Genomic DNA, 19,330 nt, shown 5'->3' on the forward strand with positions numbered 1-19,330 from the left:
GACGTTTCCAACACATGTCCGACGACGCAAACGAAACCGTTGCCGTACTGAACACGGGCTCCGTCGTCGGGATCGTCGTCTGCTTCGTACTCGCGGCAGCCGCGCTGTTCGCGCTGCCGACGCTGCAGCGCTACGGTGTCGGCTTCACCGTCGCGTTCTGGTCCGTCTCCGCCGTCGAACTGTTCACGGCCCTCGGGATCATCTACTTCATCCTCAACTTACACGAGGAACGCGGGTAGTTCGGTCCCGAGCCGCCGGCGGCGATCACGAGACGCAGCCGACTCTCCCGGCGCGTTCGCCACGCAAACCCCGACACCGCTCTCAGTCACAGCCGCCTTTGTGTCCCACCGACCGCGACGTCGACGTCACTCCCGCGGCGGCCTCGCCTCCTCGCGCGCGGCCACCGACGGCGTGGTCTCGGCGAGGGCGCGTTCGAAGTGATCGGCGCTCACGGCGATGTCGTCGCTCGCGGCCGCGCTCCCGTCGACTATCGTCTCCTCTATCGCGAGCATCGCGGCCTCCCGGACCAAGGCGGCGATGTCGCCGCCGCTGTACCCCTCGGTCCGCGCGGCCAGCGCGCCGAGGTTGACCCCGGCGGCCGTCGGGGTGTTCCGGGTGTGGATCGCGAGGATCTCCCGACGCGCCGCCTCGTCGGGCAGCGGGGTTTCGACGGCCTTCTCGATCCGGCCTGGCCGCAACAGGGCGCTGTCGATGGAGTCCGGCCGGTTCGTCGCGGCGACGACGACCACGTTCGTCAGCGGTTCGAGCCCGTCGAGTTCCGTCAGCAACTGCGAGACCACGCGCTCGCCGGCGCCGGTATCGTCGCCGCGTCGCTTCGGCGAGATGGCGTCGACCTCGTCGAAGAAGACGACCGCCGGCGCGTTCTCCCTGGCCGTCGCGAACAGGTCCCGGACCGCCTGCTCGCTCGCTCCGACGTAACGGTTCAGCAGCTCCGGGCCGTTCACTGAGATGAAGTTGGCGTCGCTGAGGCTGGCGGCCGCCCGCGCGAGCAGCGTCTTCCCGGTGCCGGGAGGCCCGTACAAAAGCACGCCGGAGGGCGGGTCGATGCCGGCGCGCTCGAAGCGGTCGGCGTACTCCAGGGGCCAGTACACCGCCCGAACGATCTCGCGTTTCGCGGCCGCCAACCCGCCGACCCCGTCCCACGACACCGACGGGAACTCGACGGCGACGTCTCGCAGGCCGCCGGGGTCGATCGACTCCATCGACCGGTCGAGGTCGGCCTGCCGAACCGCCAGCCGCCCCTCGCGCCGGACGGCGCGCTCCAAGGCGGCGTCGACGAGGACCCCGATGTCGGCGAGCACGAACCCGTTGATGCGGGTCGCGGTCTCCGCGAAGTCGACGTCCATCGCGAGGGGGACGTTCCGCGTCGCGCGTTCGAGCGCCGTCTGGCGGTCCTCGACGCTCAGCGGCGCGAGGTCGACCTCGCGGTCGAACCGCCCGCCCCGCCGGAGCGCCTCGGGGACGCGCTCGGCGTCGGTCGTCACGCCGACCACGACCGTCCCGTCCGTGGCCCGCAGATCGTCCAGAGTCTTCCTGAAGCGGTCGCCGAGCGCCCCGCTGCCGTCCTCGCCGAGCACTTCGAGGTCGTCGAGCAGGACCACCGCTCGGTCGGCGTCCTCGGCCGCCCCGACGACCCGGTTGAGCCGTCGCTCGCGGTCACCAGGACTCTCGCCGCGCAGCTGTGCGGCGGAGACCGTCACCAGGCTCGCGTCGACCGCGGCCGCGACCGACTCGACGAGCGTCGTCTTCCCCGCGCCGCGCGGCCCGCGGAGGAGCAGGCCGAGCGTCGTCGGTCGCCCGGCCGCGGCGAACGCCTCCCGGCCGTCGAGCCGCGTCGATGCCGCCTCGCGCAACTCCCGGAACGTCGCCGCCGGCACGGGGTCGTCCCCGTCTCCGGTCGGCTCGCTCACGACATCGTCCGTCCTCTCGGTCACGATGTCGATGTCGGTCTCCGCGCCGACGACTCCCGGCGACGACGGCAGCACGTCCTCGACGACGAACGTCAGCGACAGCGCGCCGCCGAGCAGCGTGGCGCCCACCTCGTCGCCGGCGGAGACGGCCGTCCCGTCGAGGCGCCGCTTGAGGGCCGCCGCCGCGCGAGTGAGCTCCATCGTCTCGTCGAGGCGGAGCGTGACCGTCGCCGCCGGCGGGGCGTCGACCGGCTCGACCGTGACCGTCTCGCCGATGTCGGCGGCCGCGTTCCGGCGTAGCGGTTCGGAGAGACAGGCGCCGCCGGCGTCGGCGTCGACCCGCGAGACGACCGCGGCCGTCGTTCGACCGCCGCGAACGGCGACGGTCCCGCCGGGCTCGACGCCGAGCTCCGTCAGCACCGACGGGGTGAGACCGACGCGGCGGTCCCCGGTCGACGCGTGGCCGTCGACGACGGGGAGCCGGACGCTCATGCGCGGCATGGTCGGGTAACTGCCTCGCCGGCGACGGTCGTGCGATCCATACCGATCGGTAGGGGCGGATCGCACATAGAAGCCACGACGATTCCGACGCGAGGGCGTCCGGGGGGATCCGGACGCGACCGGGGGCCGGCGTTACGCCGACTCCTCGACGACCTCGCCGACCGCGAAGTTGGACTTGACCTCCGTCACTTCGATCTTCACGCGCTCGCCGACCTCGGTGTCGGGGACGATGATCACGTACCCCCGCTCGACGCGGGCGATCCCGTCGCCCTGTTTCCCGAGGTCTTCGATCTCGACGTAGCGCATCTCGCCGGGTTCGACGGGCGGCTGCGGGCCGTCGTCGGCGCGGGACGCCGAGGTGTCGACGGCGGCCTCCGTTCCCTCGCCGTCGGGCTCGCCGCGTTCGATCAGCGCGACCCGGTACGTTTCGCCCGGCTCCACCGATCCGGTCTCGATCTCGCGTCGCGGGACCGTCACGACGTACTCGTCGTCTTCCTCACGAACGTCGGCGCTGAACAGACAAAGGAGCTTCTCTGAGATCTCCATAGTAGACTCCATCATATTATGGCGACGAACCAGTATAGTTGTACCGTTGGCGTCGGTGCGGCCGCGACCTGCCAGCCGCCGATTCGCGCCCGAACTGACGGGCGCGTCCCTCTCGCGTTCGGCTCTCTTGCGGGGCGCCCTGCCGTCTGCGTGGGGAGAAAGCCCTTCTCCGTGGCCGTCGAACCCGGCCACGTGACCCCACCCGAGTTCCGACACGCCGCCGTCTCGCCCCCGATCGTGACCCCGTTCGACGCCGACGGCGACGTCGACACCGACGCGCTCGCGAGCCACGTCTCGACGCTCGTCGACGCCGGGCTCGACGGGATGGTCCCCTGCGGAACGACCGGCGAGTTCGCCAGCCTCACAGACGCCGAGCGCCGGGCGGTCGTGGAGGCGACGGTCGAGGCGGTCGGCGGCGACGTGCCGGTGATCGCGGGCGCCGCGGATACGACGGTCTCGGGCGTGTTAGACCGGCTCCGAGCCGCCGACGCGGCCGGTGCCGACGCCGGGTTGGTCACGCTCCCGTACTATCACGGCTCGACGTCGCCGGCCGGACAGCGGGCCTTCTTGGAAGCGGTCGCCGACGACGCGCCCCTCCCGTTCCTCCTCTACGACATCCCGATGACGGTCGGCGAGCCCATCGACACCGAGGTCCTCGCCGCCGTGGCGGAGCGCGAGTCGATCGTCGGGCTGAAAGACACGAGCGGCGACCTCTCGGCGGTCGACGCTGCGGTCGACCGGACGCCGGACGACTTCACCGTCTTCCAGGGCGTCGACGCGCTGTTGTATCCGAGCGCGTCGCTCGGCGTCGACGGCGGAATTCACGCGCTCTCGCAGGTGATCCCGGAGGCGTTCGTCGCGCTCGGCGAGGCGCTGCGGGCCGGCGACGAGGACCGCGCGCTAACGCTCCACCGCCGGGCGATAACCCCCCTCTTCGAGCGCTGTGCGGACCACGGGTTCGCGCCCGCGACGAAAGTCGCCGCCGCACACCGCGGGTTCGTGCCGCACCCCCGCGTCCGCCCGCCGCTCACGCTCCCGGACGAGTCGGCGAGCGAGGCGATCGCCGCCGACGTGGACGCGGCGCTCGACGCCGTTTAAAAGGATCTCCGTCCGGCGGTCCGCTCTCCTCTCAGTCGCCGTCGACCGGCGTCCCGTCGACCTCTTTCGGGCCCTCGGAGTCGAAGACGACGGCGTCGCCCGCGGCCCGGTCGGCGGCGGCCGGGTCGTAGCCGTCGCGGACACCGATCGCCTCCTCCAGTTCGCGGACCGCGCGCTCCTTTAGCGCGGCCGCCAGCGCCTCGGCGTCCTCGCGCGAGATGTCGCGGCCGAGCCCCTCGCACTCGTGGGCGCGGACGGCGCCCGACTCGTCGACCGCCTCGCCCATCGGCTGGCTCGTCCCGTCGAGCGCGACGCTGAACGGGTAGGTCTGACAGATGAGCGGCCGCGAGTCGTGGACTGCGCAGGCGCCCCGCCCGTCCGTCTCCTCATAAAAGGTGCAGTCGCCGCAGTCGTCGGTCGCGAGCGCCCACTCGAACGTCTCGCCGGCCGGCTCGCCGTCGTCGCCCTCGGAGAGGCCGAATGGCATTGGGCGGGCGACATCGCGCCAGTCGTACGCCTCGCCGAATCGGTCTTCGGCGGCGTCGGCCACCTCGCGGACCTCTCCGGGGAAGACGGTGGCCGTGTGGGGTTCGCGGTCGGTCTCGTGACACCCGGACGCGTCCTCGTCGCTGGACCCCGCTCCCGCCGGCGCGCCGCCGGGCTCGTCCGGGGCGTAGCCGGTACAGCAGCCGCCACAGCGCGTACACTCGAAGCCGATCGACTCGATGGCGTCGGCGAGCTCGGCGGCGTCGAGGTCGCGGGCGCGGTCGAGGTCGGTTTCGAGCGAGTTCATGGGCTGCGTTGCGTCGCGACGGTCATAACCCCTCTCTTCGATCGCCCGGCGCCTCCCGAGAAGATAGAGCGGTATATAGGGCTCTTACCAAGAGCCATGTCCGGTCCCTCGCGAGTGGCACACGTATGGCTGCGGAACAACACACTCCCTTCCCGCCGGAGTACGACGCGCTCTCTCTGGCGATCGCGATGTACGACGCCGAGGACGCGAGGATCGAGCGAACGAACGGCCGGTTCGAGTCGCTGTTCGGCTACGCGGCGGAGGAGCTCCGAACGCTGTCGCCGGGTCGGTACACCGCCAACACGTATCGGTTCTCGGAGGCGGACTTCGCCGAGCGGCTCCGCGACGCGGCGGGCGGGGACCCACAGCAGTTCCCGTGGCGCATCAAGCGCGCGGACGGCGAGCTAACCTGGGTCCGCGTGTCGCTCTCGGCGTGGGACGGCGGGCGGGACGCGCACGTCCTCGCCGAGGTCCGCGACATCACCGACCACTACGCGGCGAGCCGGCGGGAGACGCTGTTCTGGCGCGTGCTCCGGCACAACCTCCGCAACGAGGCGAACAAGCTCGTCGGCTACGCCGAAGCGGTCATGCGCGAGACCGACCGCGACGGCCTCCGCGAGGCAGGAAAGAAGGCGCGCGCGACCGCCCTGGACCTCGGCACCATCGCGACCTCGGTCAAGGAGATCCAGCAGGCCGCCGCACAGTCCGAAACGCACCGGCCGCCCCGGCCGGCGGCCGACGCCGTTCGAGACGTTATCGCCGTTCTCGAAGCCTCCTACCCCGACGCCACGTTCCTCCTCGAAGAGCGGCGGCCGATGTGGATACGCGTCGACGCCGCGTTCGACCACGCGCTCCGTCACGCGCTCGAAAACGCCGTCTGTCACGCCGACGAGTCCGACCCCACGGTCGAGGTGACGGTCGGCCCGTCTCCGAACACCGGTCGCGTCGAGATCCGCGTCTCCGACACGAACCCGTACATCCCGCAGGTCGAGGTCGACGCGCTCGACACCGTCTCCGAGCTGACGACCACGCGTCACGGCACCGGCGTCGGCCTGTTCGTGATGCAGTGGTGTATCGAGTCGCTCGGCGGGGAGCTGACCTTCGAGCGGCGCGAACCGCGGGGGAACCGCGTTCGGTTCTACCTCCCGCCGCAGCGGCGGCCGGGGGACCCGCCCTCGTCCGGGTCGTAGCGCGCGATCCGCCACGGACGCGCTCGCGCCGAAGGAGCAAAGTGCGAACGGGCCCATCGATCGGGCGTGAAGAAGTACGAACGGAAGGGGCTCCTCGAACGGGTGAACCGCGAGGCCGCGACCGTGGGCGCGGACATCCCCGAGGAGATCGAGGTCCAGGGGGAGTCGATCGACCTCCGGTCGTTCGTCTTCGAGATCAAGCGGCGCGACACGATTCCGCCCGGCGAGCGCGACCGCGTCGAACAGGCGAAACGAAACCTCCGCCGAGAGCGCTTAGCGCGGCTCGAACCCATCGAAGAGAACGAGGTGAGCTACGAGGAGGGCGAGGCGCTCGCGGCGTCAATAATCGGGATCGACCGCGCGCTTGAGGCGTTAGAGGGGCTCGACGCGGCCGACCCCGAGACCGAAGCGAAGCGACAGGAGGCCGCCGACCGCAAGCGCTGGATGAGCTTCTTAAAAAAGGCGCTCGGCCGCGACGACGCCGGCGGGGCGAGCGGACGCACGCGCTTTTAAGTAGGACCGACGAGCCGTCAGGTCTCGGTCTCAGTTCCCGGTAAAATCGATCCGCGAGTCGCCGCTGTCGCCGTCGCGGTTCGCGTGGCCGCGCCGGACGAACTCGTAGGCGTCGTCCGCGAGGTACACGTCGTCGCCGTCGACGGCGACGTCGACGCCCTCCAACACGGCGCCCTCGCACGGACCGAAGTTGCAGTAGCCGCCGTCGGCCTCGAAGGTGGCGCCGTGCTTCTGACAGAACACCTCGCCGTTCCGGACGAACGCCCCGTCGTCCTTGTCGAGGCGCACGTCGGTCCAGTGCTGACAGTAGTTGCGGAACGCGCGCACCTCGCCGGCCGCCCGCGTGAGAATCGCCTCCGCCTCCGGGGTGCCGTCCTCGGCTTCGCCAACGTCGCCTTCGCCCTCGTCGACGTCGTCCGCGTCGACCGGCCGCAGCGTCACGAGCAGCGTGCTGTCCTCCGGAACCTCCTCGACCGCGGCGATTCTGCGGTCCGCGTCCATACGCAGTTGTGGCCCGCAGCGCGTTTGAAGCTTTTTATAAGTAGTCGTGGTTACCCGCGTTCGGTTTCGGTCTCTCGCTCGACGGTGCCGGCTGTCTCTTCTGTCGTCTCGTCCGCCGCACGCTGTGCGTCTTTCCGCGCCCGGTCCGCGGCGAGTTCCTTGTCGATGTCGTCTTCGACGTACCCCATCGACTCCACGGTGACGACGTTGCCGCCGCCGGGGTCGACGACCATCACCTCCTCGCCCTCCTCGATGGTCCCCTCTATCGAGCGCGCCGAGTAGTAGGGGTTGAACCCGCCGCCGGCGAGTTTCACCTCGCCGCCGGCGGTAGTCACGGCCTCGGTGACGGTCCCGGTCTTCCCTTTTAAGGCGTCGCTGTCGCTCGTCTGTTGTTGGCCCTTCCCGCCGTACAGGTCGAACTCGTGGTAGCCGTAGAACGCCGCCGCGCCGATGACGAGCGTCAGGAGCGCCATCGCCACGATCAGCCCGGCACCAGCGATGAGCGTCGACAGCAGGAGGCCGCCGAGCCCCGCTCCGATCAGCGCGATGCCGACCACGATGAAGTTCGCACCCGGCGCGAGCGCCTCCGCCATCGAGAGCAACAGCCCGGCCGTCAACAGAAGCAGGGGGAGCGTGTCCGGCGAGAGGAGCCCGGACTGCGCGAGCGCGTTCATGCTCGGAGGTACGGCTGCGTCGGTATAAGTGGTTGTGCGGAACGGCGCCGCGCCGAGCGATCAGCGCACGGAGGAACCGGTCGACTAGAAGCCGAGGAGGAACACGCCGACGGTGAGCGCGACGCCGAGCGCCACGAAGACGGCGTGTTCGGCGTCTATCGCCCCCGGCTCTATCGGCTCGCTCTCCGGCGTGTGGGTGTTCTCGGTGACGCCGCCCGGCCCGACCTCGTCGACGGCGAACCGCCACTGACGCTCGTCGTCGGTGTCGTCGTCGGCCTCGACCTCGTTCGCCCGACTCCGAACGTCGTCACGACCGGTCTCGCCGCGGTCGTCGTCGCTGCTCATATCGCCGAATACGCGGCGCGGTTGTATATGACTGGCGGGTGGCGAGACGGCTTACCGCTCGCGGGCCGCCGCGATCACGTCGCCGTCGTAGACGATGCCGCGCTCGCCGTCGACCGTCACCACGCTCCCGTCGCTCACGCGCTCCGGGAGCCGGGCGCCCGACACCATCGGCACGCCGAGTTCGCGGGCGACGACGGCCGGATACCCCGTCATCCCCTCGCGCGCGTCGATGATCCCGACCACCGCGTCGAGGTCGCCGGTGAACTCGCCCTCGAAGTTGGGGCCGAGCGCGACGATGGAGCCGTCCGGAATCTCGGTCAGATCGCCCGTGTCGGTGTGGTACACCGGCGCGGCGACGTGGCCCGCGACCGCCGCCTTCCCGGTCACCAGCGTCTCCGCGGCGACGTGGACCTTGAGCGTGTTCGTCGTGTTCGTCCCCTCGAACTCCGTCAACATTCCGGAGAGGACCACGAGGGTGTCCCCGGAGGCGGCGCCCCCGGTCCCGAGCGCGGCGTCGACCGCGTTGTCGAGGACCGTCTCCATGTCGTGCGCGTACTCCGTTATCACGGGTCGAACTCCCCACGAGAGCGCCAGTTGTCGCCGAACGCGGTCGTTCGGCGTCGTCGCGACCACGGGGACTCCGGGCCGGAACATCGCCGTCTTGCGGGCGGTGAACCCGGACTCGGAGACGGCGACGACCGTCGAGGCGCCGATGTCGCGCGCGAGGTAGCGCGCGGACCGGGCCAGCGCCTCGGTTCGCGACCCCTCCGCGGCGGTCGGCACGCGCTGTTCGCGGGTCTCCGCGTACTCGTCGCTCGACTCGACTTCCCTGACGATCCGGTCCATCGTCTCGACGACGTTGACCGGGTCCTCGCCGATGGCCGTCTCGCCGGACAGCATCACCGCGTCCGTCCCGTCGAGGACGGCGTTCGCCACGTCGGACGCCTCTGCGCGCGTCGGCCGGCGCGACGAGATCATCGAGTCGAGCATCTCCGTCGCCGTGATGACGGGTACGCCCTCGTTGACGCACGTGCGGATGATCCGCTTTTGGATCACCGGCACGTCTTCGAGCGGGCACTCCACGCCGAGGTCGCCGCGCGCGACCATCACGCCGTCGGCGGCGTCGACGATCCCTTCGAGGTTCTCGACGGCGCCCGCGCGCTCTATCTTCGCGATGATCGGGATGTCCTCGGCGTCGCGGGCCTCCAGCGCGTCCGCGATCTGGTAGACGTCGGCGGCGTCGCGCACGAACGAGGCCGCGACGAAGTCGGCGTTCGCCCGCGCCGCGAGGTCGAGTTCCGCCTCGTCAGCCGGGATGATGAGGTCGACGTCGATGGCGACGCCCGGCAGGTTGACCCCCTTTCGCGAGCTGAGTTCGCCGCCGGAGACGACGGTGGCGACGACCGACTCGCCGTCGACCCGCTCGACGCGACACTCGATCCGGCCGTCGTCGAGGAGGACCGTGTCGCCCGGTCCGGCGGCCGCGATCGAGTGAGTGAGCCCGACGCGCTCCGGCGTCGCGTCGTCGCCCTCGACGAAGGTCACTTCCGAGTCGGTCGGCAGCGTGATTGGGTCGTCGAGCTCGGCGGTCCGGACCTCCGGGCCCTTCAGGTCGACCATCACCGCGAGCGGGTCGTCGATCTCGTCGTCGACGGCGCGGGCGTCCTCGATGACCTCCTCGCGGTGGGCCGTCGTGCCGTGACTGGCGTTCAACCGGACGACGGACATCCCCGCGTTCGCGAGCTCGCGGATCGTGTCCCGGCCGTCCGAGGCGGGACCGATCGTACAGACGATCTTGGCGTTTCGCATATCGCCGGATTCGGCGCAGCACCGGAAAAAGCCACACGGTTGAGTCGCCACTGAGTGAACGTTCGTGATGGTCCTGCGGCGCGCCTCGGCGACCACCTCGACTCGTAGCCTTTTTACCCGCGCTGGCGGTAGACGGACTCACTATGGCTGAGGACAAGGCACGAAGCACCGGCAGCGCGGGCCGATTCGGCGCCCGCTACGGCCGGGTCTCCCGCAAGCGAGTCCAGGACATCGAAGAGGAGATGCAGAACGCCACCGTCGACGGCGACGACGTGAAACGCGTTGGCACCGGCATCTGGGTCAACGAAGAGACCGGCGAGACGTTCACCGGCGGCGCGTACCGCCCCGAGACGCCCGGCGGTCGCACCGTCCGCCGCTCCATCCGCGCCGCACTCGCCGACGAGGAGTAAGGCGATGAGTTACAAGTGCTCCCGCTGTAAACGCGACGTCACCCTCGACGAGTACGGCGGCGTGCGCTGCCCGTACTGCGGCCACCGCGTCCTCTTAAAAGAGCGCGGCGGCGACGTGAAGGAAGTCAACGTCGAGTAACGTCGCGCTCCGACCGTGACGGCCGACCGGACACACGAGACGGTTCTTTCCTTTCAGTACGCCTCGGAGCGACACGCTCGCCTCGTCGGCGACGCCCTCGACCCCGAGGTCGGCGAGATAGACGACGCCCGCTCCGGCGCGACCGTCTCCCGCGACGGCGACGCGGTCCGCGTCCGCGTCGTTGCCGACGACCTCGTCGCGCTCCGCGCCGGGATCAACAGCTGGTCGCGACTCGTCGAGGTGGCCGAGCGAGTCGGCGTTGGCCACCGTCCCTAGTCGGCTAAACAGCCGATTGCGGCGTTGTCTGTGTCCAAATCGTCAGAATCGCTCGTCGTCGGAGAAGTCGGGGGTTTTTCCGTCCGGGTCGCTTCGTGACGCCTATGCAAGGGAACATGCCGCCCGAGGCACAGGAGAAGATCGAGGAGCTGCAGGAGCTGCAGGAGACCGCACAGCAGGTCGCCGAGCAGAAAGAGCAGGCCCAGTCCGCGCTCAACGAGTCCAAGACGGCGCTCGACGCCCTCGAAGACGTCGACGAGGACGCCGGAATGTACCGCGAGATCGGCGAAGTGCTCGTCGAGACGGACTACGAGTCCGCCTACGACGACCTCGAGAACAAGGTCGACTCCCTCGAAGTGCGCGCCGAGCAGCTCGAAAAGCAGGAGGAGCGCGTCCAAGAGCAGTTCGATGACCTGCAGGGCGAGCTGCAGCAGATGCTCCAGGGCGGCGCCGGCGGCGGCCCGATGGGTCCGGGCGGTCCGGGCGCGGGCGGCGCGTAAGCGTCGATGGCCGACGAACTGAGCGACGAATCGCGTGACGTGACTTCCGAAGCCGCCGGCGACGAACCGTCGGACGAGGAGGTCGTCCGGACCGCCGCCGAGGCGGCCGAAGGCGTCGTCTTCGCCAACTACGACCAGTCGGCGGTGACCGACCTGGACGTGACGGTCACGTTCGACGACGGCGTCCTCGACGTCGACGTCTATCTGAACGCCCCCGACGACCCCGACCCCGACGCGGTCGCCCGCGAGGCGGCCGAGACCGCGGGCGAGGCTGTCGACGAACTGTTCGGCGCGTAAGGCGTCGCGCCGGCTTTTGCGGTCTCGATTACCCCAGTACGAGTAGCACGAAAAGCAGATTCGAGTGTACCGGCTCGCAGGAGCTCTTACGCCGACTCGCAGATCGCGACGAAGTTCTCGAACACTTCCTCGCCGCGTTCGGTGTGGGCGACCTCCGGATGCCACTGGACGCCGTACAGGTTCTCGTCGGTGTTCGCCATCGCCTCCACGTCGCACACGTCGGAGGTCGCGGTTCGGACGAACCCCTCGGGGACCTCGGTCACCTCGTCGGCGTGGGAGGCCCAGACGCGCGTCTCGGGCGCCAGCGAGCCGACGAGCGGGTCCTCGTCGTCGACGATCTCCACGTCGACGTCGGCGTAGCCCCCGTAGTCGCCGCCGCCGACCGCGCCGCCGCGCTCGACCGCGATCAGCTGCATCCCGAGACAGATCCCGAGGACGGGGACGTCCAGATCGAGGTACGCGGGCGCGTTGCCGACGCGGTCCATGTCGGGGCCGCCCGAGAGAACGATCCCGTCGGCGTCGAGGGCTTCGGGGTCCGTGTCCGCCGAGACGATTTCCGTGTCGACGCCCACGTCGCGGAGCGCCCGCCGTTCGAGGTGGGTGAACTGACCGTGGAGGTCGATAACGACGATCCGTGTCATGGCGCCGATTGACGACTCTCGCACAAAAACGGCTCGGAATGGAGCGCAGTATCGTGGTGGTTTTGCCCGCCGAAACGCGACAAGTACGCACGAACGCGGATCGATCAGAGGTCGAGCGGGCCGCACTTGGTGAACTCCCGGAGGAGCACCGTCGCGTACGAGCCGCTCGGGAGCGCGAACGCGAACCGGGGGTCGCCGTCGTCGACCGTCACGTCCAGATCGGTCCGGAGGAGTATCGCTCGCCGCGTCCCAGTCGAGTCGAACTCGCCGGGGAGCGCGAAGTCGCCGGGTTCGACGCCCGCCTCGTCGAGCACCTCGCGCTCGATGGCGCCGGGTTCGCCGTCGCCGAGTTCGGTCTCGGTCCCGATCAGGGGCGCGGTGACGAACGCCCGGCCGCGCTCGCAGTGCCGGGTGACGACGCTGACGCGGTCAGCGTCGACCCGTTGGAGGCGGTCCGTGTCCGGGGCGTACAGCTCCTCCGAGGCGTCGCCGTCGGCGAAACAGACCACGTCGCCGGCGACCGGCCGGTCGAACGGGAGGCCGCGGCGGAGCCGCTCGCTCAGCATTCGGTTGAAAAGCGACGACTGCGCGGCGTTGACGAACAGCCGCTGGAGGTTCGAGGGGACGGCCTCCAGCGCGTGCCGCCAGTCGTCGTGGTCCGGCGGCGCGTCCGGGGAGACGCCGCGGTCGGCGAGCCGGTGGACCATCGACCGCTCGAAGCGGAGCTTGCCCGGAATCGCGTCGAGGCAGGCCGCCCAGTCGCCGTCGCCGGTGCCGTCGGCGGGGCCTGCGTCGTCCCCCGCGTCGCCTCCGGCGACCCCGAACGCGTCGTCGACGCGAGCGCGGGCGGCCCGCGTGTCGTCCGGTTCGGTCTCCGAGGGGTTTCCGGCGTACAGCCGCACCGCCTCGCGGAAGTCCTCGCGGACGACCGCGAGCCCGACGCGGTGCGTGACGGGGCGGCGACTCCCGAACCGCTGCTGGCCGAAGTAGTTGGGGACGCCGACGGCCGCGCCGTCCTCCGCCCCGCCGGCGTCGCCGCCGAACGCCCGCAGGTCGCTCACCACGTCGGCGACGCGCTCCGGCGCCTCGTCGACCGCGTCGGTGACTCGGATGTCGAAGGCGTTGCCGGCGAGGTCGCCGAACGAGAGGCGCCGGCCGGCCCGCCCAAGCGGCTCGATGTCGGCGCCGCGGATCGCGGGCAGGTCGCCCGGGTCGACCTCGCGGAGGGTGAACAGCTGGGTGGTGACGGCGCGTTTGTCCTTCGTCCCCGCCCACGAGACGCGCTCGCGGCTGATTCCGAGCGCGTCGGAGATCCGTCGCGCGAAGTCGTTCGTGTCCCAGTCGCGGAGCGTGACGCGGACGACGAGTTCGGGGTAACTCCCCGTGTCCGCCCCGAGCGGCTCCGGATCGAACGCCTCCAGTTCGCGGACGCGGAAGTCCTCGGGGGTCTCGCGGAGCCGGCCGCCGATGCCGTCGGCGTCGCTGACGTAGTAGTCGATGCCCGCCGCGCGCTCGGTCGGGTGCGCCTCTCGGAGCGTGTCTGACGGCGCCATTTAATACAGCGAGAGGTCGCCGGTCACGCGGTCGACGGTGTCGTCGCGGGCGGGACCGACCGCGAGCGCCGTCACCGTGCCCGGCTCCAGTTGGGTGTGGCCGGCGTCGCGAACGATCGCGTACGGGATCCCCTCCGTCTCGGCTTTGTCGGCCAGCGCGAACAGCTGGCTCTCGGAGTCGCCTTTTAAAACCACCTTCTTTTGGCCCTCGCCCTGCCACTTCTTGCGCGCCCGCCGACCCGCGTCCTGGTACGCCGACAGCGACGCGTGTGCGACCTGCGCGGCGAGTTTCCCCTCGCCCATGCCGATGTCCGTCCGCGCGACGATCGCTTGCTTCATAGAGGGTTCACCGCCGCCGCGGGTTTAGCGCTTGTCTCTCGGCTCCCGTGCCGGCGGCTAGCGGGTGTCGAGACGCATAAAAATCCCCGACGGCGGGCCGCGACCGCGTTATCGACCGCGGCCGATCGGCTCCCGTCGACGGTCGGGTTCGCGCGTCCTCAGTCGTCGGCCGGCGCCGCGCCGCCGCCCGAGGCGGCACCGAGCCCCGACGCCATCTTCGCAACCGTGCGCTCGTTCTCCACGACCCACCGCAGGAGGAGGAACGCGAAGAGGTACTTCGCGATGATGTCCATCCCGCTGTACGCCCACGAGGTGATCGCGACGTCGAGCACCGCGAAGCCCTCGGCGCCGAGCGCCCAGAAGACCGGGTAGCCGATCCAGAGGACCACCGTGAGGATCTTCAGCGTGTTGAATATCTCGGCGGTGCCGGCGATCTCGGCGTCCTGTGCCCACTCAGCGAGCAGGATGTAGAGGACGACCACGAAGAACGCACAGCTGATGATGTACCACACCCACCGAAGCATGTAGGAGGAGGTGGTCAGCGCCGCCGCGAGTCCCGTGATACACATGCCGATGTCGGCCGTGACCGCGGTGAAGAGCTTGGTCATGTTCGTCCCGGCCAGCAGACCGAGCGCGATGAGGATCATCGGCGTCGACAGCGCCCACGTGAGATACCGACCCCACGGCGTGAACACTTCCTGCCCGGCCAACGCGTGACCGGCCGGCATTTCGAGGAAGCCGACGGTGATTCCGGAGATGAGCCCGGTGTAGCTGGAAATCGACACCAGCGGTACCATCAGCGTGGCGACGAATATCAACTGCGCGCGGGGGTCCTCTATGTTACGTCCCATATAGACGAAGAGGAGTATCGACAGCCCCGCGAGGGCGATGTTCACCCAGAGCGACGCGCTCAACAGTGAGTCCGCCTGGATGTACTGGAATATCTCGGTTTGGGTCATTTCAAGCGGGACGGTTCCCTGCGTGATCAGGCCAGCCGCTGCTGTTTCAATCATACAACACCTAGGTGTACGTGTCCGACAACTTAAGCGTACTAACCTTACCAGTAAGGTTCTCTAGAAGATCCACGTTATTACCGATATTCTCATTCATTTATGCCGTATTTTTGCGTATAAGTGACTATTCGTGTTGGTTTTTCTCGCGGCTCTCGTCCGGTCCGTGCGCCGTCTCACGGCGTTCGACGGCTCCTGTCGGTGTCGTGCGCCGCCGTCGCGGGGCCTCGCCGCGCACCGACCGACCGCCGGCGACTCGTTCTCAGTCGACGGTGCCGACCGCGATATTGAAACCGCTCAGGCCCTCAGATACGGTATGCATCGGAGACGGTTCCTTCGGAAGGGCGGCGCCGTCGGGAGCGCGGCGGCGGCCATCGGCCTCGCCGGCTGTGCGGCCGTCGGCGGCGAACCGGACCACGACGTCGGCATGGTCGCCAGCGGGTACCGCCCGCGGCAGATCACGGTCGCCGTCGGCGACACCGTCGTCTGGGAGAACACGAGCGCTCGGGCGCACACGGTCACCGCGACTGAAGGAGGGATCCCGTCCGACGCCGAGTTCTTCGCCTCCGGCGGATTCGACGACTACGCGTCCGCGGAGGCGGCGTGGAACGCCGACTTCGGCGGGATCTTGGAGAGCGGCGACCGATTCGAACACACGTTCACGGTCCCCGGCGTCTACGAGTACGTCTGTATTCCGCACAGGAAAGGCAATATGTACGGCACCGTCGTCGTGGAGGAGTGACTCGCCCGTGACGTGTCTCTCTCGCCGGTCGCGAGGGTCGTCGCGAGGGGGCCTGAAACGACCCGACCGACGGTCCAGCGCGACCCGACGAAACCCATTCGTGCGTGGGCGCCGAACGGGGCGTGATTGATTCGATGACCCTCTCGTCGCTCCTCGGGACCGACGTCCTGCTGTTCCTCGCCATCGGCCTGCTCGGCGGCGCCCACTGTATCGGGATGTGCGGCCCGCTCGTCACGGTGTACGCCGGTCGGATGCGCGAGGGGACCGAACGCGCCGACGGCGGGAGCACGGCGACCGACGCGACCGGGGCCGCTCGCCGCGACAGCCACCTCACGACCTACGAGGTCCGCCAGCACGCGCTGTTCAACCTCGGCCGCGCGGTGAGTTACGCGACCATCGGCGCGGCGCTCGGCGCGCTCGGCGGCGCCGTCCTCGTGACGACCGCCACGCTGACGGGCGCGGCGGAGGCGGTCCGGGGCGTCGTCGGTCTGGGCGTCGGCGCCGCCGTCATCCTCATCGGGGTCCGGTACGCGCTCGGCGGCGCGACCGGCGGCGTTCACCTGCCCGGACTCCAGCGGGTCACCGGCTGGCTCACCGGCCACGTCGACCGCCTCGCCAACGGGCCGGGGATCGTCGGCCTCGGCGCGGTCCACGGCCTGCTCCCCTGCCCGATCCTCTACCCGGCGTACCTCTACGCGTTCGCCAGCGGCTCCGCCGTCGGCGGCGCGGTCGCGCTCGGCGCGCTCGGCATCGGGACGATGCCCGCCGTCTTCCTGTACGGAACCGTCATCGAGAGCATCGACGCCGTCCACCGCCGGCGGGTCCACCGGCTGCTCGGGGTCGCCTTCGTGGCGCTGGGCTACGTCCTGTTCGCCCACGGGCTGATGGCGGTCGGCATCCACGTGCCGCACCCGATGTTCCCCTTCTGGAACCCGCTCGACGTCGCGGCCGCCGGCCACGGGGGGATGTGAGATGGGCGCACCGACGCCGTCGGGGCGGAGCGCCGACGAGGCGCCGGGCTGTACCCTCTGCGAGTTACCGACCGCCGGCGTCGACGTGACCGACGGCGACGGCAACCGCTTCTGCTGTACCGGCTGTCGCGACGTGTACGAGACGCTCGGCGACGTCGACGTCGACGCCGACGCGGTCCGCGAGCGTCGGCAGGACGGCGACGACGACCCGGACGACGCCGCGACGGTTCCCGCCGGCCACGAGGCGACGTTCTTGGAGGTCGACGGGATGCACTGTGCGACCTGCGAGGCGTTCATCGAGACGGTCGCCACGCAGACCGACGGGGTCAGCGCCGCGAGCGCCAGCTACGTCACGGATACGGTACGTATCGACCACGACCCCGAGACGGTCAGCGCCGCCGACCTCTCGGAGGCGGTGAGCGGGCTCGGCTACAGCGCGTACGACCGCGCAGACGCCTTCTCGCGCCGTCAGGCGAACAACATGGCGACGGCGCGGCTCGCGGTCGGCGTCCTCGTCGGGATGGCGATCATGCTCCAGTACATCGTCATCATTTATCCGACGTACTTCGCGTTCCCCTTCTACAACGAGCGCACCTTGGAGTACCTCAACCAGGCGATGGCCTCGACCTCGGGGACGTACTTCTTCATCGTCATCGCCGTGTTGACGACCATCGTCCTGTTCGTCACCGGGAAGCCGATCCTCCGGGGCGCGTACGTCAGCGCGAAGACGCGCTCGCCGAACATGGACCTCCTCGTCGCGCTCGCCGCGCTGAGCGCATACGCGTACAGCACGCTCGCCGTGATTTTCGTCGAGTCGCCGTCCATCTACTACGACGTGACCGTCGCGATCATCGTGATCGTCACCGTCGGCAACCACTACGAGGACTCGATCAAACGGCGCGCGACCGAACTCCTCTCCGATCTCACGGCGGTACAGGTCGACAGCGCCAGACGGCTGGTGAGCGACGGCGGCGACGGCGAGACGGAGGAGGTGCCGCTCGACGCCCTCGAACCCGGCGACCGGCTGCTCGTGCGCGCCGGCGAGCGGGTCCCGGTCGACGGTGAAGCGATCGCCGGCGACGCCGCGGTCGACGAGTCGGTCATCACCGGCGAGTCGATGCCGGTCCGGAAGACCCCCGGCGACGCCGTCGTCGGCGGCTCGGTGGTCGCTGACGGGTCGATCACGGTCGCGGTCGGGCCGGACGCCACCTCCAGTCTCGACCGCGTCGCCGAACTCGTCTGGGACCTCCAGAGCGGGAACCACGGCGTGCAAAAACTCGCCGACCGGCTCGCGACCGTCTTCGTCCCGGTCGTCCTCGCGCTCGCGATCCTCGCGGCGGGCGCCAACCTCGCGCTCGGCAACGGCGTGACCGAGGCGATGCTCGTCGGCCTCACGGTGCTCATCGTCTCCTGTCCGTGTGCGCTCGGGCTCGCGACCCCACTCGCGGTGGCGGCCGGGATTCGCGACGCGCTCGAACGCTCCATCGTCATCTTCGACGACACCGTCTTCGAGCGCCTCCGCGGCGCCGACACCGTCGTCTTCGACAAGACGGGGACACTCACCACCGGCGAGATGCAGCTGGTCGCAGCCGATGTCGACGACGACCTGCTCCGGCTCGCCGCCGCCGTCGAGGAGCGCTCGGCGCACCCGGTCGGGCAGGCCATCGCCGCGGCGCGCGCCGACGACGGGCGCCTCGCCGGTGACCCGGCTTCGGACGCCGAGGGCGCGTCCCCCGCGGTCGCCGACGGCGGGGAGACGGCGGCGGCCCCCGCGAACGACGGCCTCGCAGTCACCGACTTCGAGAGCCACGCGCGGGGCGTCTCCGGGGTCGTCGACGGTGTCTCGGTCGTCGTCGGCCACCCGGACCTGTTCGACGAGCGCGGCTGGTCGGTCTCCGACGCGATCCGCGAGGAGGTGGCGGCGGCCCGCGAAGTGGGGCGCGTCCCGGTCGCGGTCGGCCGCGACGGCGCCGCGGAGGGGGTCATCGTGGTCGGCGACGAACTTCGCGAAGGGTGGGACGACACGGTGACCGCGCTGGGCGATTCGGGCGTCGAGGTGGTCGTTCTCACCGGTGACGACGCGCGGGCGGCGACGGTCTTCCGCGAGCACGACGCGGTCTCGTCGGTGTTCGCGGGCGTGCCCCCCGAGGGCAAAGCCGAGACGGTCGAGCGCTTAAAAACGCGCGGCCGGACGGTGATGGTCGGCGACGGGACCAACGACGCGCCGGCGCTCGCCGCGGCCGACCTCGGCGTCGCGCTCGGCGGCGGCACCGCGATGGCGGCCGACGCGGCCGACGTGGCCATCGTCGACGACAACCTCGACTCCGTGGCGACCGTCTTCGACCTGTCGCGGGCCGCGGGGCGGCGCGTGAAGGGGAACATCGGCTGGGCGTTCTGTTACAACGCCGTCGCCATCCCGCTCGCGGTGACCGGATTCTTAAACCCCCTGTTCGCCGCGGTCGCGATGGGGGCGTCCAGCCTCCTCGTCGTGACGAACTCCTCGCGCCCGCTGCTCGGCGAGGAGTAGGTCGCCACCCAGGCCCGCCGCGAC

General features: G+C 70.2%; 23 protein-coding genes. 12 read left to right on the forward strand and 11 right to left on the reverse strand.

Annotated features, from left to right (window positions below):
- The first annotated feature begins 14 nt into the window (after nt 1-14).
- Nucleotides 15-239: a hypothetical protein gene (locus DOS48_RS16500; RefSeq protein WP_244629357.1), complete on the forward strand. Its 225-nt coding sequence runs from the start codon at nt 15-17 to the stop codon at nt 237-239.
- A 126-nt stretch (nt 240-365) separates the two neighbouring features.
- Here DOS48_RS16500 and DOS48_RS16505 read toward each other — a convergent pair whose 3' ends face one another.
- On the reverse strand, nt 366-2,423 hold the full coding sequence (locus DOS48_RS16505; RefSeq protein WP_127118822.1) for an AAA family ATPase: 2,058 nt from the start codon (nt 2,421-2,423) through the stop codon (nt 366-368).
- 141 nt (nt 2,424-2,564) lie between these two features.
- The gene (locus DOS48_RS16510; RefSeq protein WP_127116796.1) at nt 2,565-2,978 is read right to left on the reverse strand and encodes a TRAM domain-containing protein; all 414 of its coding nucleotides are present in this window, start codon (nt 2,976-2,978) and stop codon (nt 2,565-2,567) included.
- Nucleotides 2,979-3,170: 192 nt separating this feature from the next.
- Here DOS48_RS16510 and DOS48_RS16515 point away from each other — a divergent pair, with 192 nt between their 5' ends.
- A complete protein-coding gene (locus DOS48_RS16515; RefSeq protein ID WP_127116797.1) occupies nt 3,171-4,076 on the forward strand; it encodes a dihydrodipicolinate synthase family protein in 906 nt (301 codons plus the stop codon).
- A 31-nt stretch (nt 4,077-4,107) separates the two neighbouring features.
- Here the strand turns inward: DOS48_RS16515 and DOS48_RS16520 are convergent, their stop codons facing one another.
- Nucleotides 4,108-4,869 carry a YkgJ family cysteine cluster protein gene (locus DOS48_RS16520; protein WP_127116798.1) on the reverse strand — a complete coding sequence of 254 codons (762 nt, stop codon included), beginning with the start codon at nt 4,867-4,869 and terminating at the stop codon, nt 4,108-4,110.
- 125 nt (nt 4,870-4,994) lie between these two features.
- Between DOS48_RS16520 and DOS48_RS16525 the strand changes: the two genes are divergently transcribed.
- Nucleotides 4,995-6,059 carry a PAS domain-containing sensor histidine kinase gene (locus DOS48_RS16525; RefSeq protein WP_127116799.1) on the forward strand — a complete coding sequence of 355 codons (1,065 nt, stop codon included), beginning with the start codon at nt 4,995-4,997 and terminating at the stop codon, nt 6,057-6,059.
- Between the two features lie 66 nt (nt 6,060-6,125).
- Nucleotides 6,126-6,572, forward strand: coding sequence for a DUF5788 family protein (locus tag DOS48_RS16530; protein WP_127116800.1), 447 nt, complete (start codon nt 6,126-6,128; stop codon nt 6,570-6,572).
- A gap of 30 nt (nt 6,573-6,602) precedes the next feature.
- Here DOS48_RS16530 and DOS48_RS16535 read toward each other — a convergent pair whose 3' ends face one another.
- The 4 genes from DOS48_RS16535 to pyk all read right to left on the reverse strand — a co-directional run bounded on the left by DOS48_RS16535 (nt 6,603) and on the right by pyk (nt 9,901).
- Nucleotides 6,603-7,073, reverse strand: a complete 471-nt coding sequence (locus DOS48_RS16535; RefSeq protein WP_127116801.1) for a Rieske 2Fe-2S domain-containing protein — start codon at nt 7,071-7,073, stop codon at nt 6,603-6,605.
- 50 nt (nt 7,074-7,123) lie between these two features.
- On the reverse strand, nt 7,124-7,747 hold the full coding sequence (locus tag DOS48_RS16540; RefSeq protein ID WP_127116802.1) for an NfeD family protein: 624 nt from the start codon (nt 7,745-7,747) through the stop codon (nt 7,124-7,126).
- 84 nt (nt 7,748-7,831) lie between these two features.
- A complete protein-coding gene (locus DOS48_RS16545; protein WP_127116803.1) occupies nt 7,832-8,092 on the reverse strand; it encodes a hypothetical protein in 261 nt (86 codons plus the stop codon).
- 51 nt (nt 8,093-8,143) lie between these two features.
- On the reverse strand, nt 8,144-9,901 hold the full coding sequence (gene pyk / locus DOS48_RS16550; protein ID WP_127116804.1) for a pyruvate kinase: 1,758 nt from the start codon (nt 9,899-9,901) through the stop codon (nt 8,144-8,146).
- Between the two features lie 143 nt (nt 9,902-10,044).
- Here pyk and DOS48_RS16555 point away from each other — a divergent pair, with 143 nt between their 5' ends.
- From DOS48_RS16555 to DOS48_RS16575, 5 genes are all read left to right on the forward strand, one after another.
- A complete protein-coding gene (locus DOS48_RS16555) occupies nt 10,045-10,311 on the forward strand; it encodes a hypothetical protein (RefSeq protein WP_008849122.1) in 267 nt (88 codons plus the stop codon).
- 4 nt (nt 10,312-10,315) lie between these two features.
- Complete coding sequence (locus tag DOS48_RS16560; RefSeq protein ID WP_004049526.1) at nt 10,316-10,450, forward strand: DNA-directed RNA polymerase subunit P; 135 nt, start codon at nt 10,316-10,318, stop codon at nt 10,448-10,450.
- 15 nt (nt 10,451-10,465) lie between these two features.
- On the forward strand, nt 10,466-10,726 hold the full coding sequence (locus tag DOS48_RS16565) for a KEOPS complex subunit Pcc1 (protein ID WP_127116805.1): 261 nt from the start codon (nt 10,466-10,468) through the stop codon (nt 10,724-10,726).
- 116 nt (nt 10,727-10,842) lie between these two features.
- Nucleotides 10,843-11,226 (forward strand): prefoldin subunit beta, encoded by a 384-nt coding sequence (locus tag DOS48_RS16570; protein ID WP_127118823.1) that lies wholly within the window; start codon nt 10,843-10,845, stop codon nt 11,224-11,226.
- Nucleotides 11,227-11,232: 6 nt separating this feature from the next.
- Complete coding sequence (locus DOS48_RS16575) at nt 11,233-11,523, forward strand: DUF3194 domain-containing protein (RefSeq protein ID WP_127116806.1); 291 nt, start codon at nt 11,233-11,235, stop codon at nt 11,521-11,523.
- A gap of 86 nt (nt 11,524-11,609) precedes the next feature.
- On the opposite strand, the gene DOS48_RS16580 is transcribed toward DOS48_RS16575, so the two are convergent.
- The 4 genes from DOS48_RS16580 to DOS48_RS16595 form a co-directional block, all read right to left on the reverse strand.
- Nucleotides 11,610-12,164, reverse strand: coding sequence for a GMP synthase subunit A (locus tag DOS48_RS16580; protein WP_127116807.1), 555 nt, complete (start codon nt 12,162-12,164; stop codon nt 11,610-11,612).
- A gap of 104 nt (nt 12,165-12,268) precedes the next feature.
- Nucleotides 12,269-13,717 (reverse strand): tRNA pseudouridine(13) synthase TruD, encoded by a 1,449-nt coding sequence (gene truD / locus DOS48_RS16585; protein ID WP_127116808.1) that lies wholly within the window; start codon nt 13,715-13,717, stop codon nt 12,269-12,271.
- The gene (gene pth2, locus DOS48_RS16590) at nt 13,718-14,056 is read right to left on the reverse strand and encodes a peptidyl-tRNA hydrolase Pth2 (protein ID WP_127116809.1); all 339 of its coding nucleotides are present in this window, start codon (nt 14,054-14,056) and stop codon (nt 13,718-13,720) included.
- Between the two features lie 158 nt (nt 14,057-14,214).
- The gene (locus DOS48_RS16595) at nt 14,215-15,015 is read right to left on the reverse strand and encodes a bacteriorhodopsin (protein WP_127118824.1); all 801 of its coding nucleotides are present in this window, start codon (nt 15,013-15,015) and stop codon (nt 14,215-14,217) included.
- A gap of 367 nt (nt 15,016-15,382) precedes the next feature.
- On the opposite strand from DOS48_RS16595, the gene DOS48_RS16600 reads away from it, so the two are divergent.
- From DOS48_RS16600 to DOS48_RS16610, 3 genes are all read left to right on the forward strand, one after another.
- Nucleotides 15,383-15,808, forward strand: coding sequence for a plastocyanin/azurin family copper-binding protein (locus DOS48_RS16600; RefSeq protein WP_127116810.1), 426 nt, complete (start codon nt 15,383-15,385; stop codon nt 15,806-15,808).
- 134 nt (nt 15,809-15,942) lie between these two features.
- Nucleotides 15,943-16,779, forward strand: a complete 837-nt coding sequence (locus DOS48_RS16605) for a sulfite exporter TauE/SafE family protein (protein ID WP_127116811.1) — start codon at nt 15,943-15,945, stop codon at nt 16,777-16,779.
- Between the two features lies 1 nt (nt 16,780).
- Entirely contained in the window at nt 16,781-19,306 is a 2,526-nt protein-coding gene (locus DOS48_RS16610) for a cation-translocating P-type ATPase (RefSeq protein ID WP_127116812.1), read from the forward strand.
- The last annotated feature ends 24 nt before the right edge of the window (nt 19,307-19,330 follow it).

It is taken from the genome of Halorubrum sp. PV6 (assembly GCF_003990725.2).
In the GTDB taxonomy this organism is placed as follows: domain Archaea; phylum Halobacteriota; class Halobacteria; order Halobacteriales; family Haloferacaceae; genus Halorubrum.

What these genes read in the sequence shown, in the direction of transcription:
- DOS48_RS16500 (WP_244629357.1), top strand. Translation starts at nt 15, where the DNA reads ATGTCCGACGACGCAAACGAAACCGTTGCCGTACTGAACACGGGCTCC.
- DOS48_RS16505 (WP_127118822.1), bottom strand. Translation starts at nt 2,423, where the DNA reads ATGAGCGTCCGGCTCCCCGTCGTCGACGGCCACGCGTCGACCGGGGAC.
- DOS48_RS16510 (WP_127116796.1), bottom strand. Translation starts at nt 2,978, where the DNA reads ATGGAGATCTCAGAGAAGCTCCTTTGTCTGTTCAGCGCCGACGTTCGT.
- DOS48_RS16520 (WP_127116798.1), bottom strand. Translation starts at nt 4,869, where the DNA reads ATGAACTCGCTCGAAACCGACCTCGACCGCGCCCGCGACCTCGACGCC.
- DOS48_RS16525 (WP_127116799.1), top strand. Translation starts at nt 4,995, where the DNA reads ATGGCTGCGGAACAACACACTCCCTTCCCGCCGGAGTACGACGCGCTC.
- DOS48_RS16535 (WP_127116801.1), bottom strand. Translation starts at nt 7,073, where the DNA reads ATGGACGCGGACCGCAGAATCGCCGCGGTCGAGGAGGTTCCGGAGGAC.
- DOS48_RS16540 (WP_127116802.1), bottom strand. Translation starts at nt 7,747, where the DNA reads ATGAACGCGCTCGCGCAGTCCGGGCTCCTCTCGCCGGACACGCTCCCC.
- DOS48_RS16545 (WP_127116803.1), bottom strand. Translation starts at nt 8,092, where the DNA reads ATGAGCAGCGACGACGACCGCGGCGAGACCGGTCGTGACGACGTTCGG.
- pyk (WP_127116804.1), bottom strand. Translation starts at nt 9,901, where the DNA reads ATGCGAAACGCCAAGATCGTCTGTACGATCGGTCCCGCCTCGGACGGC.
- DOS48_RS16555 (WP_008849122.1), top strand. Translation starts at nt 10,045, where the DNA reads ATGGCTGAGGACAAGGCACGAAGCACCGGCAGCGCGGGCCGATTCGGC.
- DOS48_RS16560 (WP_004049526.1), top strand. Translation starts at nt 10,316, where the DNA reads ATGAGTTACAAGTGCTCCCGCTGTAAACGCGACGTCACCCTCGACGAG.
- DOS48_RS16570 (WP_127118823.1), top strand. Translation starts at nt 10,843, where the DNA reads ATGCCGCCCGAGGCACAGGAGAAGATCGAGGAGCTGCAGGAGCTGCAG.
- DOS48_RS16575 (WP_127116806.1), top strand. Translation starts at nt 11,233, where the DNA reads ATGGCCGACGAACTGAGCGACGAATCGCGTGACGTGACTTCCGAAGCC.
- DOS48_RS16580 (WP_127116807.1), bottom strand. Translation starts at nt 12,164, where the DNA reads ATGACACGGATCGTCGTTATCGACCTCCACGGTCAGTTCACCCACCTC.
- truD (WP_127116808.1), bottom strand. Translation starts at nt 13,717, where the DNA reads ATGGCGCCGTCAGACACGCTCCGAGAGGCGCACCCGACCGAGCGCGCG.
- pth2 (WP_127116809.1), bottom strand. Translation starts at nt 14,056, where the DNA reads ATGAAGCAAGCGATCGTCGCGCGGACGGACATCGGCATGGGCGAGGGG.
- DOS48_RS16595 (WP_127118824.1), bottom strand. Translation starts at nt 15,015, where the DNA reads ATGACCCAAACCGAGATATTCCAGTACATCCAGGCGGACTCACTGTTG.
- DOS48_RS16600 (WP_127116810.1), top strand. Translation starts at nt 15,383, where the DNA reads ATGCATCGGAGACGGTTCCTTCGGAAGGGCGGCGCCGTCGGGAGCGCG.
- DOS48_RS16605 (WP_127116811.1), top strand. Translation starts at nt 15,943, where the DNA reads ATGACCCTCTCGTCGCTCCTCGGGACCGACGTCCTGCTGTTCCTCGCC.
- DOS48_RS16610 (WP_127116812.1), top strand. Translation starts at nt 16,781, where the DNA reads ATGGGCGCACCGACGCCGTCGGGGCGGAGCGCCGACGAGGCGCCGGGC.